Source organism: Hydrogenophaga intermedia, from assembly GCF_000723405.1.
Taxonomy (GTDB): Bacteria; Pseudomonadota; Gammaproteobacteria; order Burkholderiales; family Burkholderiaceae_C; genus Hydrogenophaga; species Hydrogenophaga intermedia.
Genome location: NZ_CCAE010000024.1, coordinates 1 through 16,340, shown reverse-complemented (window position 1 = coordinate 16,340; position 16,340 = coordinate 1). Strand labels below are relative to the sequence as shown.

The following is a 16,340-nucleotide window of genomic DNA, read 5'->3' as shown; positions in this document are numbered from 1 at the left end:
CACCCGAGAACACCAACAGCATGGCCAAACGACAGTCGCTGAAAGAACTCCAGGAACGACTGGCTCAGCGTCTCACGGCTGCGAAATCCGAGGCGCTGACCGCGACGTGGCTGGCGATTGAAGCAGGTGGCCGTCGTTACTTGCTGCCGCTGGTGCAGTCCGGTGAGATCTTTCCCTGGTCAACGGTGCAGGCGGTGCCTTACACGAAGTCGTGGTACGTCGGTGTGGCCAATCTGCGCGGCGGCTTGCATGGCGTGATCGATCTGGCAGACCTTGTTCAAGGATCGGCGCGCGGATCGATGCGCCCGGCCGAACGAATCACGTCCGAATCCCGCTTGGTGAGTCTGCATGGCGCACTGGGATTGAACGCCGTGCTGTGGATTGACCGCCTGTTGGGTCTGCGCAATCCAGGCGCATTCAGCGCCATGGGCGAACGCCCGGCCGAAGCGCCCGGTTATGTAACCCGTGTTCTTGTCGATGCGCAAGGGCAGGACTGGCAAGAGCTCGATCTGCAACTGCTGGTGAGCGAACCCGAATTTCTGGCCGTCGCGGCCTGACGAAGCCGATACCCGGCACCCGACGTTTTCGTCACCTGTTGTGAGTTGGAAGGTAAACCATGGCCACGCTTGATCGATTCCAAGGGCTGTTCTCCAAGAAGAACAAGGAGGCCGATGAGCCTGACCTGGCCGGCGTAACCGATCAGGAGATTGCTGAACTTGCGGCCGCGCGGCTGGCGCCGGACGCGAACTCGGGTGACATCGATGACAACCTGCTGATCACCGAAGACGACGGTGATGTCGTCAAGGATGCGTTGGTATCGCTGCCCATTCTGGGTCGCCGTCCGGCCGAACAGCACCAGCGTTCACTGGCTGTGCTGCTGGCCTTCGCGCTGCTGGTGCTCGGCGCCATCACTTTTTTCGTGCTGAGTCAGGCGGAAAAAATCAGTCAGCAGGTGGCGGCCAGTGGTCAGGCACTCATGCAGTCGCAGCGCTTGGCCAAGAGCGTGTCGCAGGCGCTGGTGGGCAGCCCGACGGCCTTCCCCGAAGTGCGCGATAGCGCCAGCGTGCTGGCCACGAGCGTTCGCGGTCTCAAGCAGGGCGACAGCAACATGTCAATCGAGCCGCTGGGCCCCGAATACGGCGGAGCGCTCGACGACTTGTTGCCGCGCATCGACGCGGCCGAGCGCAACGCCTCGGCCGTGCTGGGCCAGCAGGCTACGCTGACGCAGGTGGGTGCCGCGCTGCGCACCATCAACCGTCAATCGTCAGACCTGCTGGAGATCGCTGAGACGATTTCTTCCCTCAAGCTGCAACAGAACGCGCCTGCGGCTGAAATCTCTGCTTCCGGTCAGCTGGTGATGCTGACGCAGCGCATCGGCAAGTCGGCCAACGAGTTCCTGACGCTGGAGGGAGTGAGCCCCGAGGCCGTGTTCCTGCTCGGCAAAGACCTGATCACCTTCAAAGAGGTCGCGGACGGTCTGCTCAAGGGCAGTGACGAACTGCGGCTGGTGGCCGCTCGTGACCCGCAGGTACGCGAGCGGCTGCAGGTGCTGCTGCAGCGCTACGAGGAGACACGTGTTGAGGCTGGCGCCATCCTGGGCAACTTGCAAGGACTGGTAGCCGCACGCGAGGCGCAGGCTGCCATCGTGGCTGACAGCGAGGCGCTGCGTGTGGGCCTGGAGAAGTTGCAGCAGGATCTGTCCGGCCGCTCCGGACTGGGTGGTGGTCAACTGCTGGCCCTGGCGCTGTCCACCGTGTTCGCGCTGTTGTGCGCGGGTGGCCTGGCGTATGTGCAGCTGCAGGACAGTCGGCAGCGTCAGATGATGGCCGAAGGCCAGCGGCTGGCAGCCGAAGCGCAGGAGCAGGAAGCCAAGCGCGTCAACGACGCCAACCAGGCGGCCATTCTTCGCCTGATGAACGAACTGCAGACGGTGGCTGAAGGCGATCTGACGCAGGAAGCCACTGTGACGGAAGACATCACGGGTGCCATCGCCGACTCGGTGAACTACACCGTGGAAGAACTGCGGTCGCTGGTGGGCAACGTGCAAGCCACGGCCACGCGGGTGGCACAGACCACGTCCGCGGTGGAGAACACCTCGACCGAGCTGCTCGCGGCCTCCACCGAACAGCTGCGCGAGATTCGCGAAACCGGCCAGTCGGTGCTCGACATGGCGCAGCGCATCAACCAAGTGTCCAGCCAGGCGCAGGAATCGGCCCAGGTGGCGCGCGCCTCACTGGAAGCCGCCGAGTCCGGCCTGCAGGCCGTGCAGGACGCCATCGGCGGTATGAACGCCATTCGCGACCAGATCCAGGAAACCTCCAAGAGGATCAAGCGACTGGGCGAGTCTTCGCAGGAGATTGGTGAGATCACCGAGCTGATCTCGGACATTACCGAGCAGACCAACGTGCTGGCGCTCAACGCCGCTATCCAAGCGGCCTCCGCAGGCGAAGCGGGCCGTGGCTTCTCGGTGGTGGCGGAAGAGGTGCAGCGATTGGCTGAGCGCTCGGCCGACGCCACTCGCCAGATCGCCGCGCTCGTGAAAGCCATTCAGACCGACACGCAGGACGCGGTGGCCGCCATGGAGCGTTCCACGCAGGGTGTGGTCGCGGGAGCCAGGCTGTCCGACAACGCCGGCACCGCGCTGTCCGAAATCGACCGCGTGTCGCGTCGACTCGCCGACCTGATTGAACAGATCTCGACCGCCGCTTCCCGCGAAGCCGAATCGGCCAACGAGGTGGCGGGCAGCATCCAGCACATTTTTGCGGTGACCGAGCAGACCGGTGAAGGCACGCGGTCCACGGCTCAGCAGGTGCGCGAGCTGTCGGCCATGGCCGAGGAACTGCGTCAATCGGTGGCCCGATTCAAGATCGCCTGACACCGGCCACGTCGAACCCTTCAGGGATCCCCATGACCGAAGCGCCCGAAACCGCCCTCCAGGACTTGCCCAACACCGATCTCGGGCCGCTCGCCTGGGTTTTCGAAGAGTTGCGCAAATCGCTCGATGCGGCCAACAAGGCCATTCGGCGATTCGTGCGTGAGAACGAGCAGTCGCGCCACGGCGATCTGGAGGCGGTCGATCCGGCGGCGCTGCGCATGGCGCGTCAGCAGCTGCACCAAGCCGTGGGAGCGCTCGAAGTCGTCGGCCTGGGCGCGCCGGCGCAGGTGCTGCGTGGCATGGAATCCGCGGTTCAGCGCTTCGTGCAGAAGCCCGACACCTGTGACGAACAGGCAGCGGCCCGGGTCGAACGTGCCAGCTTCGCGCTGATCGAGTATCTCGAGGCCGTGCTCAACCACAAGGCGGTGCAGCCGGTGGCCTTGTTCCATCAGTACCGCGAAGTGCTCGAGCTGGCGGGCGCGGAGCGAGTGCACCCGGCGGATTTGTGGGATTTCGATCATCGTGCGATCGATGTACCGGCCCCGCTCAACACCAAGGCGCTGGAGGTCAACCCGGCGGTGCGCTCGCTGTTTGACCGTTTGACGTTGCTGGTCGTGAAGACGCAGAGCGCCGCGGCCTGCCAGCAATTGGCCAAACTCTGCGGTGGCTTGTCCGCCGCCATGGAAGAACCTCGCCAGCGCACCTTTTGGCGTGTGGCCGCCGCTTTCTTCGAGTCGGCGGGGATACAGGGCCTGCCCTTCGACGTCTATGTGAAGCGAGCAGCATCGCGGCTGCTCATGCAGTTCGGCCAACTGGCGTCGCGAACGGGCCAGGTGTCCGAGACGCTGCTTCACGACCTTCTGTTCTTCTGTGCCCAAAGCCAACCCCCTGCTGGTGTCGCCACCCAGCACCTTGAGGCCGTTCGCGAGGCCTATGGCTTGCACCGCTACCGTCCGGCCGACTACCACCAGGCCACGTTGGGTCGCTACGATCCTGCCGTGCTCGCCCAGGCCCGCAAGCGCATCCAGACCGCAAAGGAGGCTTGGTCGCTGTTCTCGGGTGGCGACAACTCGCGTGCCCGCCAGGTGGGCGACCAGTTCGGCCTGATCGGCGAATCGCTGCTCAAGCTGCACGCACCCAGTGCGCCCTTGGCGTCGGCCCTGGTCAAGGCCACTGATCGCGCGGTGAACGAGCCGGGTGGCGTGCGCCCGGAACTGGCGATGGAGGTGGCCACCACCACCCTCTACCTTGAAGCGGCCTTCGAGGACTTCGACCCCAGCGAGCCCGAGCTCGCCGTGCGCACCCAGGAACTCGCGCAGCGTCTGACCAGTGTCATCGAGGGCAAGCCCGCTCGCCCGCTGGACGACTGGATGGAGCAGCTCTATCGGCGCATCAGCGACCGGCAAACGATGGGCAGCGTGGTCGATGAGCTGAAGGTGTCTCTGGGCGAGGTCGAGAAATCGCTCGACCAGTTCTTCCGCCAGCCGCAGGAGAAAGCCGGTCTGCACGTGGCTGTGACCCAGTTGGCGCAGATGCGTGGCGTGCTGTCTGTGCTGGGCCTGGATCACGCGGTGCAGGCTGTGACCCGCATGCGTGGCAGCGTCGAACAGATTCTCGATACCGAGGTGGACGAGGCGCTGGCGCGTGAAGCGGGCACCTTTCAGCAGCTGGGGGACAATCTTAGTGCGCTGAGCTTCCTGGTCGATATGCTGAGCTATCAGCCGTCTCTGGCCAAGAAGCTGTTCGTCTTTGACGAAGACAAGGGTGGTTTGGTGCCCCTCATGGGTCGCGCCAGTGTGGGCCGCGACCGTTCGCAACCAGCGCGTGACGATGCGGAGGCGCTGCAGCAGGGTGTGCGACGCGTGGTGGACAGCGTGTTCGGCGGCCTCGACGACCTCAGTGGTTTGAGCCAGCAACTGGACTCGCTCGCTGATCAGGCTGCCTTGGCCGAACAGCCAGCCGTGGCCAAGGCGGCGCGCGAGGCCGCTGAAGCCGTGGTGCGCGATGACGCGATGGTTGGCGCTCAAGCTCTGGTTGGCCTGACCGAGGCCGCGGTCCCCGAGGCGCCCGTCGCCCCGGCAATGGAGGCGTCTGCAGATGATGATGCCGGCGAAGACGACCTGCTCGACATCTTTCTCGAAGAGGCCCGCGAGGTCGTGGCCAATGGCCGCGAAGCCGTGTCGCACTTGCGCGAGCAGCCGTCCGACCTCGATCACCTGACCACGCTACGCCGTGCGTTTCATACGCTCAAGGGCAGTTCGCGCATGGTGGGCCTCAACGAATTCGGCGAGGCCGCGTGGGCGATGGAGCAGTTGCTCAACGCTGTGCTGGCGGAGCAGCGGCCGGCCAATGAACCGTTGCTGGGCCTGTCGGGCGAATCGCTGGACCAGTTCGAACGCTGGGTGCGGGACATCGCTGCGCAGCAGGCGGGCGCTTGGCGTTCACAGCCTTTCCGGGCGAGCGCCGAGGCCTTGCGTGTTCACGGTGTGTGGCAGCCCTTGCAGGCGCCTGAAGCTGTGGTCGCGGAAGAGGTCGACATTCCGTTGGACGAGCCGGTCGAGCCCGCGTCCACAGCCGATTTCGCCGGACCATCCACTGGCCTGGGCGATCTTCCCATGCCCGAGCCCCTGCTCGACACCGCGCTGGACGTTCCGCAACTGGCCGACATCGACCTGGATCTGCTGGCGGTAGCGGCCCAGCCAGCATCGGTGGAAGGCCCTGCAGATTCGATCGATCAGTCTGCTGTGCCAATCGAACTCGTGGCGCCGTCGCCTGCGCCCACGGTGCCACCCGAGTTCGATCAGTTGAAGGATTTTCCGCGCGAGGCGGTCGAATCCGGGTTTGCCGAGATCGAAGAGATCGAACTCACGGCCCCGGTGCCGCTGTCCGTCGCCCAGCCCGCGCTGGCGGCGGATGCGCCCACCGAGGAGCCGATGCGCGAAATCGGTCCGCTGCGCATTGGCCACAAGCTCTACAACGTCTTTCTCAACGAGGCCGACGAGTGGTCCCGTCGCCTCAACACAGGCCTGTCGGAGTGGGCGCTGGAAACCCACGCACCGATGCCGGAGTCGGCCGAGGCCCTGGCGCATTCTCTGGCCGGGAGTTCGGGCACGGTGGGATTCGAGTCGTTGTCCGGCATCGCGCGCGCCTTGGAGCACGCATTGGGCTCGGTCGCCGCTCGCCAGCGCGCAGGGCACGAAGCATCGGCCTCCCTCGGCCAGTTGTTCGTGGAGGCTGGTGAAGACATTCGTCGCCTGCTGCACCAGTTCGCCGCCGGCTTCCTGAAAGAGGCCAACCCCGACTTGCTCGCTTCGCTCGTTCGGGTGGTGCACGATCCCCAGGCCTTCAGCGAACCCCCGGCCGCCGCGCCGATCACCGCTCTCGACGACGTCTTCCTGACGGTCACCGACGATATCGAATTGCTGCCCGCGGACGACGAGCCCGCCCTGACCGCTGCAGTCGAGGCGCCTGTGGTGGTCGAAGAGATCGTCGTGCCCGCGCCGCAACCCCTGGTCGACTGGGAGCCTCCCGTCGCACTTGAGCCCGTGCGCGCCGAACCCTCAGGTGTCGTGCAGCAGGACATCGACGACGACATCGACGCCGTCGACACAATCGACGTCGACCTGTTCCCCATCTTTGAGGAAGAGGCTCAGGAACTGCTGCCGCAGATGGGGTCCGCCCTGCGCCAATGGAGCGCCCATCCGGAAGACGGAGCCGCGCGTGGCGAGGTGCTTCGGGCTCTGCACACGCTCAAGGGCAGTGCGCGCCTGGCGGGTGCCCTGCGCCTTGGCGAAATGGCCCACCGCATGGAAACGGCGGCGGAACGCCTGGGCTCCGACGTTCAGCGTGCCAGCGATCTGGAGGTCTTGCAAAGCGCCTTTGACGCCATTGCGGCCCGCTTCGAAGCCCTGCGGCACCCCGACGCACAGACCGGTGCCATGGTGCAGTCGGCGCCGGAGGCGCAACAGCCCGATACGTCCTCGGACGCTGACGCTTCCGTGGCGCAGGCCGCCACCATTCCCGCTGCCAAGACGACCGCCCTTGGTGCCCATTTCGTCGCACCCATCGCGCCCGCGCAACTCGCAGCGCGCAGTGCAGCGGCCGTGCGCGTGCGGCCTGAACTGCTGGACCGCCTGGTCAACCAGACTGGTGAGGTGATCATCTCGCGCTCGCGCATGGAGGCGGAGGTCGTCACGCTGCGCACCTCGCTCAAGGACCTCACGGGCAACCTGGACCGCCTTCGCCAGCAGTTGCGCGACATCGAGCTGCAGGCCGAGACGCAGATGCAGTCGCGGCTCGCACAAGCGCGCGACCACGTTCAATCCTTCGACCCGCTGGAGTTCGACCGCTTCACGCGCGTGCAGGAACTGACCCGCATGATGGCCGAGTCGGTCAACGATGTGGCCACGCTGCAGCGCAACCTGCAACGTGCCGTGGAATCGACCGAAGACAACCTCGTGGCTCAGGCGCGCCAGACGCGCGAACTGCAGCGCGATCTGCTGCGCACGCGCATGGTGGAGTTCGAGGGCATCTCCGAGCGCCTGTACCGCGTGGTGCGCCAGGCCTCCAAGGAGACCGGCAAACAGGTTCGCCTCGACATCACGGGCGGCAACATCGAAATGGACCGTGGCGTGCTGGACCGCATGACCGGCACCTTCGAGCACCTGCTGCGCAATCACGTGGCGCACGGCATCGAAGCGCCCGACGTACGTGGACAGCGCGGCAAACCGGCCGAAGGCCGCATCGACATCCAGTTGCACCAGGAGCGCAACGACGTGTCGCTGGTGTTCGCCGACGATGGCGGTGGCATCGACCTCGATCGCCTTCGTGAGAAGGCGCGCGAAGCCGGCCTTCTGGCGCCCGGCGCGGAACTGGACGACGAACAGGCGGCTCAGCTCATCTTCGAGGCCGGCATCAGCACCGCCCGCGAGGTGTCGGAGCTCGCGGGCCGCGGCATCGGCATGGACGTGGTGCGAAGCGACGTTCTCGCGCTGGGCGGACGCATCGAAACCTCCACCCGAGCGGGCCAGGGCACCTCGTTCAAGCTGGTGCTGCCGCTGACCACCGCGGTCACGCAGGTGGTGATGCTGCGCACAGGCGAACTCATGTTCGGCGTGCCGTCCAACGTGGTCGAGGTGGTGCGCCGTGTGCCACCGGCCGAGTTGCAGGCCGCATACGCCAGTGGGCGCATGCGCCATGGCGACGAAGACGTGCCCTTCTTCTGGGGCGGGGCATTGCTGCAGTCCTCTGCCCAGTCGCAGGAGCCGCAGAACCGCACGCTGCCGGTGGTGATTTTCCGCAGCGCGGCGCAGCGCGTGGCTCTGCACATCGACGAGGTGCTGGGCAACCAGGAAGTTGTGGTCAAGAACCTGGGCGCGCAGCTCTCGCGCCTGCCAGGCCTCGCGGGCATGTCGGTGCTCGCCTCGGGTGCAGTGGCGCTCATCTACAACCCGGTGGCCCTGGCCACGGTCTACGGGCCGCAGGTGCCCGATTGGGTTCAGAAGCAACTGGCGCAGCCACAACCCACGGCAGCGGTTTCGGCGGGCGGCGACGCCGGTGTGGACACCGCGTTGGCCAGCGTGCCGCTGGTGCTGGTGGTCGACGACTCCATCACCGTGCGCCGCGTCACCCAGCGCCTGCTGCAGCGTGAGGGCTACCGTGTGGTCATGGCCGCCGACGGCCTGCAGGCCCTGGAGCGCCTCCAGGTGGAGCGTCCGGCGGTGGTGTTGTCCGACATCGAAATGCCGCGCATGGACGGTTTCGACCTCGTGCGCAACATCCGCGCCGACGCCCGCCTGGCCGACCTGCCGGTGATCATGATCACCTCGCGCATCGCCGAAAAGCACCGCGAGCACGCCCGCGAACTGGGCGTGGACCACTACCTCGGTAAGCCGTATTCCGAAGACGAGTTGCTGGTGCTGGTGGCGCGGTACACCCGGACCACCGCGGACGCCTGATTCGCGTTGCGCTTCGCACACCGAACCCGGCCTTGCGCCGGGTTCTTCGTTTGCGCCGGCCTCAGGTCGCGTTGATTTCCTTCTGTTCCTTCACCACCGCATACCGCGCGAGCGTCTTGTCCCGTGCCACCACATGGTTTACCAGCGGGGCAGGGTAGTGGACGCCGATCTCCACGCCCGCTGCGGCCAGCTCAACCGGCGTGGCTTTCCAGGGCGCATGGATCGCGTGGTCGGGCAGTTCGGCAAGCTGCGGCAGGTAGCGCCGGATGAAGCGGCCCTGCGGGTCGAAGCGCTCACTTTGCGTGACGGGGTTGAAGATGCGGAACCAGGGTTGGGCGTCGCAACCGCTGGAACTCGCCCACTGCCAGCCGCCGTTATTGGCCGCCAGGTCGTAGTCGATGAGGTGTTCGGCGAAATAGCGCTCACCCCACTGCCAGTGGATGCCGAGGTCCTTCACCAGGAAGCTCGCCACCACCATGCGCAGGCGGTTGTGCATGTAGCCGGTCTGGTTGATCTGCGCCATGGCTGCGTCCACCAGCGGGTAGCCGGTGCGGCCCTCGCACCAGGCCTTGAACAGCGCGTCCGCGGCCTTGCCGTGTTCGTAGCGCACCGCGTCGTAGGCGGGCTTGAAGGCGCTCTGCGCCACATGCGGGAAGTTGGACAGGATCTGGTGGTAGAAGTCGCGCCAGATGAGTTCGGACAGCCAGGTGCTGGCGCCCGGGTTGCCCTGGGCGTGCAGCTCGTGGGCGATGGACGCCAGTGCCCGGATGGACACGGTGCCGAAGCGCAGGTGCGCGCTGAGGTAGCTGGGGCCCTTGATGGCGGGGTAGTCGCGCGCCTCGTCGTAGCGGTCGATGCGCTGCAGGAAGTCGTCAAAGAGCTGATGCGCGCCGTCTTCGCCCGTGGGCAGCGGCAGTTGCGCCAGGTTGGTGCGTTCGAAGCCGATCTCGGCCAGCGTGGGGACCGGGCGCGATAGGCCCTCCGGCAGCGGCGCCAGCGCGCCCGCGTGCTTGGTGATCGGGTAGGCCTTGAGATGGAAGGGCGTGAGCGCCTTGAGCCAGGCGTTCTTGTAGGGCGTGAACACACCGAAGGCCCGCTCCGCCTGCGTGAGCACCTCGCGGCGCTCGAAGATCACGTGGTCCTTGTGGGTGCGCAGCAGGACCCCTTGGTGCGCGAGGGCGCCCAGCACCTGGGCGTCGCGCGTCAGCGCCGCGGGCTCGTCGTCGTGGTTGGCGAACACGGCCTGCGCGCCCAGGCGCTGCGCCAGCGCGGGAATGGCGTGCTGGGCCCGGTCGTGTAGCACGATCAGGCCGGTGTTCGCCTGCCCGTGCTCGGCGCCCAGTTCGCGAAGCCGCGCGTCCAGCGCCACCAGTGATTCGCGGATGAACTCCACGCGCCGGTCGGCGCGCGGCAGCGGGTCCAGGATCTCCCGGTCGAACACGAACACGCACCACAGCCGGCGACAGTGGCGCAGCGCATGGTGCAGGGCCGCGTTGTCGTTGGCGCGCAGGTCGCGGCGGAACCACATCAGGCCGGTGTCGAAATGGCTCACGAGAAAACCTCCGTGCAAAGCACTACGGTGCGAGCGCCTTCGGGCGGCCGTGCGGCGCTCATGGGGCAGGGGTGGCGAGGTGACCGGCGAACCCGGGGCCGGCGGAGGGCGGGACATAGAATCCCTGCATGGCCGCCGATTTTGCTCCGACCAACCTGACCCATCATTTCCTGATCGCGATGTCGGGGTTGACCGACGAGTTGTTCGGCCGCAGCGTGGTGTTCATGTGCGAGCACAGCGAGCGCGGCGCCCTCGGCCTCGTCATCAACAAGCCCAGCGACATCCTGCTGCCCAAGCTGTTCGAGAAGGTCGAGTTGCCCCTCTCGCGCGAGGACCTCATGGAACTGCCCGTGTTTCAGGGCGGTCCGGTGCAGACGGAGCGCGGCTTCGTGCTGCACGAGGCCGTGAATCCCGAGCAGGACGGTGAGTCGGTCTACGCGTCCACGCTCTCCATCCCGGGTGGCCTGGAGATGACCACCTCGAAGGACGTGCTGGAGGCCATGGCGGCCGGTGCCGGCCCGCGCCGGGTGTTCGTCTCGCTGGGCTATGCGTCCTGGGGCCAGGGCCAGCTCGAGTCCGAGCTGGCCGAGAACGCCTGGCTCACGGTCGCGGCCGACATCGAGATCATTTTCGAAGCCCCGGTGGCCGAGCGCTACGACCGCGCCCTGGCCTTGCTGGGTCTGCAGCAACCCTGGATGCTGTCGCCCGATGCCGGCCATGCCTGAGATGCCCCAGGCCTGCGCCACGCTACAGACCTTCCTGGCCTTCGACCTGGGCCAGCGCCGCACCGGTGTCGCCACCGGCAACCGGCTCACCCGCAGCGCCACGCCGCAGCCCACCATCGTGGCCACGGGCGACGCGCGCCTGGAGCGCGCGGCCGAGCGCATCCGCGAGTGGGCGCCCGACGCCCTGGTGGTGGGCGTGCCCTTCCACCCCGACGGGGCCGAACACGCCAACACCGCCATGGCGCGCAAGTTCGCGCGCCGCCTGCACGGGCGCCACGGCCTGCCGGTGTTCGAGGTGGACGAGCGCTACAGCACCACCGAGGCGCATTCGCAGGGCGCCCGAGACGCCGACGCCGCGTCCGCCTGCATCATCCTGGAACAGTTCCTGAGGAGCCTGCCTTGACCCCCCCCGATGCCGAAGCGCTCTACGCGCAACTGCGCACGCGCGTGCAGGCCCTGCTCGACGCCGAGCCCGCTACCCGGCTCGTGGGCATCGCCACCGGCGGCGCCTGGATCGCCGAGCGCCTGCACGCCGATCTGAAACAACCCGGCGCCTGCGGCGTGGTGTCCTCCGTCATGCACCGCGACGATTTCGCGCGACGCGGCCTGGCCAGCAGCGTGCAGACGCAGCTTCCCTTCGACGTGAACGGCGCCAAGGTGCTGCTGATCGACGACGTTCTCTACACCGGCCGCACGCTGCGCGCCGTGCTCAACGAACTCTTCGATCACGGCCGACCGCAGAGCGTGCGCCTGGCCGTGCTGGTCGATCGCGGCGGACGCGAGTTGCCGATCGAGCCACAACTGTGCGTGGCGCAGGTCGAGGTGCCCCCCGGCCAGTCGCTCGAGCTCGCGCGCGACGACAGCGGCCGCCTGCGCTTCGTGCTGGAGGCCATCCAAGCATGACCCCCGCCCGCAACCCCCAGCTCAACAAGAACGGCGAGCTGATCCATCTGCTCTCCACCGAGGGCCTGTCGCGCGACATCCTCACGCACATCCTCGACACCGCGGCCAGCTTCACCAGCGTGAGCAACCGCGAGGTGAAGAAGGTGCCGCTGCTGCGTGGCAAGAGCGTGTTCAACCTGTTCTTCGAGAACAGCACGCGCACGCGCACCACCTTCGAGATCGCGGCCACGCGCCTGAGCGCCGACGTCATCAACCTCGACATCGCGCGCAGCTCCACCGCCAAGGGCGAGTCGCTGCTCGACACCATCGCCAACCTCAGCGCCATGGCGGCCGACATCTTCGTCGTGCGCCACAGCGAGTCGGGCGCGCCCTACCTGATCGCGCAGCACGTGGCGCCGCACGTGCACGTGGTCAATGCCGGCGATGGGCGCCACGCGCACCCCACGCAGGGCCTGCTCGACATGTACACCATCCGCCACTACAAGCAGGACTTCACGAAGCTGTCGGTGGCCATCGTGGGCGACGTGCTGCACTCGCGCGTGGCGCGCTCCGACATCCACGCGCTCACCACCCTGGGCTGCCCCGACGTGCGCGTGGTCGGCCCGCGCACCCTGGTGCCCAGCGACCTGTCGCAGATGGGCGTGCGCGTGTGCCACACGCTGGAAGAAGGCATCAAGGGTTGCGACGTGGTCATCACCCTGCGCCTGCAGAACGAGCGCATGAGCGGCGCACTGCTGCCTTCCAGCCAGGAGTACTACAAGAGCTTCGGCCTCACGCCCGAGCGGCTGAAGTGGGCCAAGCCCGACGCCATCGTCATGCACCCTGGCCCCATCAACCGCGGCGTGGAGATCGACTCCGCCGTCGTCGACGGCCCGCAGAGCGTGATCCTGCCGCAGGTCACCTTCGGCATCGCGGTGCGCATGGCGGTCATGGGCATCGTGGCGGGCAACGAAGCGTGAGCACCACCGCGCCCGACCCCGCCACGCGCTTCTGGAGTCCGGCCCTGCGCGGACTGAGCGCATACACACCCGGCGAGCAGCCGCAGGGCACGGGCTGGGTCAAGCTCAACACCAACGAATGCCCGTACCCGCCGTCGCCACTCGCCCTGCAGCGCATGGCCGAGGCGGCGGACGAGCGCCTGCGCCTCTACCCCGACCCGACGGCGCTGGCCCTGCGCCAGACCATCGCCGCGCAACACGGGCTGCGGCCCGAGCAGGTCTTCGTGGGCAACGGCTCCGACGAGGTGCTGGCCCACGCCTTCATGGGCCTGCTGCGCCATGGCCAACCTGTGCTGGTGCCCGACATCAGCTATTCCTTCTACCCGGTGTACTGCGCGCTCTATGGCGTGCCCTGCCAGCCGGTGCCGCTGGACGAGCACTTCCGCGTGCGGGTGGCCGACTACCTGCAGCCCAACAGCGGCATCGTGCTGCCCAACCCCAACGCCCCCACCGGCATCGCGCTGCCGCTCGAAGACATCCGCTGGCTGCTGGCGCGCAACACGGGCTCCGTGCTGGTGGTGGACGAGGCCTACGTCGATTTCGGTGCCGAGAGCGCCGCGTCGCTGGTCGATGAGTTCCCCCACCTGCTGGTGGTGCAGACACTGTCCAAGTCACGCGGGCTGGCCGGCCTGCGTGTGGGTTTCGCGCTCGGCCACGTCGACCTCATCCAGGCGCTGACCACGGTCAAGGACAGCTTCAACTCCTATCCGCTGGACCGCGTGGCGCTGGCGGGCGCGCAGGCCGCGCTGGAGGACGAAGCCCACACCGCTTCCCTCACCCGGCGCATCGTCGACAGCCGCGAGTGGCTGGCGCGCGAACTCACCGCCTTGGGCTTCGAGTGCCTGCCGTCCCGCGCCAACTTCCTGCTCGTGCGGCACCCGCGGCACAGCGCGCCCCGCTTGCAGCAAGACCTGCGCGACCGCAAGATCCTGGTGCGCCACTTCAAGCAGCCGCGCATTGCCGAGCACCTGCGCATCACCGTCGGCTCGCAGCCCGAGTGCGAAGCCCTCGTGGCCGCGCTGCGCGAGCTGATCGATCCCGTCCGCCACCGCGATTCCAAGGTGACACCCGCATGAAGATCCTCATCCAGAACGGCCGTGTGATCGACCCGGCCAGCGGCCGCGACGAGATGGCCGATGTCGCCATCGCAGCGGGCCGCATCATCGCCATCGGCCAGATCGCCGCCGACTTCCACCCCGCGCGCACCCTCGACGCCAGCGGCTGCATCGTCGCCCCCGGCCTGGTGGACCTGTGCGTGCGCCTGAAGGAGCCCGGCCAGGAACACGCCGGCATGCTCGAGAGCGAAACCGCCGCGGCTGTGGCCGGCGGCGTCACCTCGCTGGTGTGCCCGCCCGACACCGAGCCCGTGCTCGACGAGCCCGGCCTGGTGGACATGCTCAAGTTCCGCGCCGAGAAACTGCACCGCTCGCGCGTCTTCCCGCTCGGCGCGCTCACGCGCGGCCTGGGTGGAGAGGTGCTCACCGAAATGGCCGAGCTCACCGAGGCCGGCTGCGTGGGCTTCGGCCAGGCCGAGGTCACCATCCAGAACACCCAGGTGCTGCTGCGCGCCCTGCAGTACGCCGCCACCTTCGGCTACACCGTGTGGCTGCGCCCGCAGGACCTGTGGCTGGGCAAGGGCGTGGCCGCCAGTGGCCCGCTGGCCACGCGCCTGGGCCTGGCCGGCGTGCCCGCGGCGGCCGAGACCATCGCCCTGCACACCCTGTTCGAACTCATGCGCGGCATCAAGGGCGGTGCCCGCGTGCACCTGTGCCGCCTCAGCAGCGCGGCCGGCGTCGCCCTGGTGCGCGCGGCCAAGGCCGAGGGCCTGCCTGTCACGTGCGACGTGAGCGTGCACAACCTGCACCTGACCGACGTGGACATCGGCTTCTACGACAGCCGCTTCCGCCTGCAGCCGCCGTTGCGCCAGCAGCGCGACCGCGACGCGCTGCGCGCCGGCCTGGCCGACGGCACCATCGACGCGCTCGTGTCCGACCACAACCCGGTGGACAGCGACGCCAAGACCCTGCCCTTCGCCGAGGCGGAGCCTGGTGCGAGCGCGGTGGAACTGCTGCTGGGCCTGGCGTGCACCTGGGCGCAGCAGGAAGGTATGGGCCTCATGCAGGCGCTGTCGGTGCTCACGCACGGGCCGCAGCAGGTGCTGGGCGCCAGCCTGGGCACGCTGCAGGCCAGCGTGGGCCAGCTCGCGGTGGGCGGCACGGCCGATGTGCTGGTCTTCCACCCCGACGCGCCCTGGACCGTGGCGCCGTCCGCCCTGCGCAGCCAGGGCCGGCACACGCCGTTCGAGGGCCATGAGATGCCGGTGTCGGTGCGCGCCACGCTGGTGGCCGGGCAGATCGCGCACACGGCCGAGGGTGTGGCGGCGCTGGCGTGAACGCACCCGGCGACACGGTTCGGGGGGGGCACCTGCGCGCGGCGTGGCGCGCCCTGCGCGCTGTGTGGCATGTGCTGCGCGGGCTGTGGATCATCCGCACCGAGTTCGGCCGCCTCACGCACGCGCAGAGCCAGCTCATCGTTCGCGAATGGTCGCGCCGCATGTTGGCCATCATGGGCGTTGCGCTCGACGTGCAGGGCCAGGCGCCAGCGCACGGCCCCGTGCTGGTGGTGGCCAACCACCTCTCCTGGCTCGACATCCTGGTGATGAACGCCGCGCATCCCAGCCGTTTCGTCTCCAAGGCCGACGCCCAGCACTGGCCGCTGTTGGGCTCGCTCATCACCGGCGCGGGCACGCTCTACATCGAACGCGAGAACCGGCGCGACGCGTTGCGCGTGGTGCACCGCATGGCGGATCGACTGCGCGAAGGCGAGACCGTCTCCGTGTTTCCCGAGGGCACCACGGGCGACGGCACGCAATTGCTGCCCTTTCACGCCAACTTGCTGCAGGCCGCCATCTCGGCCAGCGCGCCGGTGCAACCGGTGGCCCTGCGCTACCTCGACCGCGAGAGAGGCCAGCCGCACCCCGGACCGGTGTTCGTGGGCGACGACACGCTGATCGCCTCGGTGTGGCGCACGCTGCGTTCCGACACCGTGCGCGCGGTGGTGCGCTATGGCACCCCGCAGCGCGCGGGTGGTCGCGACCGCCGCACCTGGGCCGAGGCTTTGCGCGCCGAGGTGCAGGCCGAACTCAACGCCGCGCGTTAAGGGCGTTCCGTGCGAGCGTTCAGTGCGCGTCGGCCGAGGCGGGCGCCGCCTCGGGCGGGGCGCGCAGCCGCCGGTACAGCAGCCCGCGCGACACCCCCAACTGCCGCGCGGCGCGCGCGATGTTGCCCCCGCAGGCCGCCAGCGTTTCCGTGATCACGCGGTCGCGGGGGG

The 16,340-nt window shown here is 68.1% G+C and carries 12 protein-coding genes; 10 read left to right on the top strand and 2 right to left on the bottom strand.

The features are described 5' to 3' along the window. Positions 1-20 precede the first annotated feature (20 nt). The 3 genes from BN948_RS14455 to BN948_RS14445 are packed head-to-tail and all read left to right on the top strand — an operon-like array spanning position 21 to position 8,832. Positions 21-557 carry a chemotaxis protein CheW gene (locus tag BN948_RS14455; RefSeq protein ID WP_009517770.1) on the top strand — a complete coding sequence of 179 codons (537 nt, stop codon included), beginning with the start codon at positions 21-23 and terminating at the stop codon, positions 555-557. A 59-nt stretch (positions 558-616) separates the two neighbouring features. Continuing rightward, positions 617-2,875: a methyl-accepting chemotaxis protein gene (locus BN948_RS14450; RefSeq protein ID WP_009517769.1), complete on the top strand. Its 2,259-nt coding sequence runs from the start codon at positions 617-619 to the stop codon at positions 2,873-2,875. 32 nt (positions 2,876-2,907) lie between these two features. After that, positions 2,908-8,832 carry an Hpt domain-containing protein gene (locus BN948_RS14445; protein WP_009517768.1) on the top strand — a complete coding sequence of 1,975 codons (5,925 nt, stop codon included), beginning with the start codon at positions 2,908-2,910 and terminating at the stop codon, positions 8,830-8,832. Between the two features lie 61 nt (positions 8,833-8,893). Here BN948_RS14445 and BN948_RS14440 read toward each other — a convergent pair whose 3' ends face one another. After that, positions 8,894-10,360 carry a cryptochrome/photolyase family protein gene (locus BN948_RS14440; protein ID WP_035622290.1) on the bottom strand — a complete coding sequence of 489 codons (1,467 nt, stop codon included), beginning with the start codon at positions 10,358-10,360 and terminating at the stop codon, positions 8,894-8,896. A 152-nt stretch (positions 10,361-10,512) separates the two neighbouring features. On the opposite strand from BN948_RS14440, the gene BN948_RS14435 reads away from it, so the two are divergent. From BN948_RS14435 to BN948_RS14405, 7 genes are read left to right on the top strand one after another with little or no spacing between them, the layout of a single operon-like run. Further along, on the top strand, positions 10,513-11,109 hold the full coding sequence (locus tag BN948_RS14435; protein ID WP_009517766.1) for a YqgE/AlgH family protein: 597 nt from the start codon (positions 10,513-10,515) through the stop codon (positions 11,107-11,109). Beyond that, positions 11,093-11,512: a Holliday junction resolvase RuvX gene (gene ruvX / locus BN948_RS14430; RefSeq protein WP_009517765.1), complete on the top strand. Its 420-nt coding sequence runs from the start codon at positions 11,093-11,095 to the stop codon at positions 11,510-11,512. Before BN948_RS14435 ends, ruvX begins: the two co-directional genes overlap by 17 nt. Further along, positions 11,509-12,012 carry a bifunctional pyr operon transcriptional regulator/uracil phosphoribosyltransferase PyrR gene (gene pyrR / locus BN948_RS14425; protein WP_009517764.1) on the top strand — a complete coding sequence of 168 codons (504 nt, stop codon included), beginning with the start codon at positions 11,509-11,511 and terminating at the stop codon, positions 12,010-12,012. Before ruvX ends, pyrR begins: the two co-directional genes overlap by 4 nt. Beyond that, positions 12,009-12,971: an aspartate carbamoyltransferase catalytic subunit gene (locus tag BN948_RS14420; RefSeq protein ID WP_009517763.1), complete on the top strand. Its 963-nt coding sequence runs from the start codon at positions 12,009-12,011 to the stop codon at positions 12,969-12,971. The genes pyrR and BN948_RS14420 overlap by 4 nt, the downstream gene beginning before the upstream one ends. After that, positions 12,968-14,086, top strand: coding sequence for a histidinol-phosphate transaminase (hisC, locus tag BN948_RS14415; RefSeq protein ID WP_009517762.1), 1,119 nt, complete (start codon positions 12,968-12,970; stop codon positions 14,084-14,086). The genes BN948_RS14420 and hisC overlap by 4 nt, the downstream gene beginning before the upstream one ends. Beyond that, positions 14,083-15,402: a dihydroorotase gene (locus BN948_RS14410; protein ID WP_009517761.1), complete on the top strand. Its 1,320-nt coding sequence runs from the start codon at positions 14,083-14,085 to the stop codon at positions 15,400-15,402. The genes hisC and BN948_RS14410 overlap by 4 nt, the downstream gene beginning before the upstream one ends. Next, on the top strand, positions 15,399-16,169 hold the full coding sequence (locus BN948_RS14405; RefSeq protein WP_009517760.1) for a lysophospholipid acyltransferase family protein: 771 nt from the start codon (positions 15,399-15,401) through the stop codon (positions 16,167-16,169). Before BN948_RS14410 ends, BN948_RS14405 begins: the two co-directional genes overlap by 4 nt. A 19-nt stretch (positions 16,170-16,188) precedes the next feature. On the opposite strand, the gene BN948_RS26195 is transcribed toward BN948_RS14405, so the two are convergent. Then, the gene (locus BN948_RS26195) at positions 16,189-16,326 is read right to left on the bottom strand and encodes a helix-turn-helix domain-containing protein (protein WP_420319432.1); all 138 of its coding nucleotides are present in this window, start codon (positions 16,324-16,326) and stop codon (positions 16,189-16,191) included. Between the last annotated feature and the right edge of the window lie 14 nt (positions 16,327-16,340).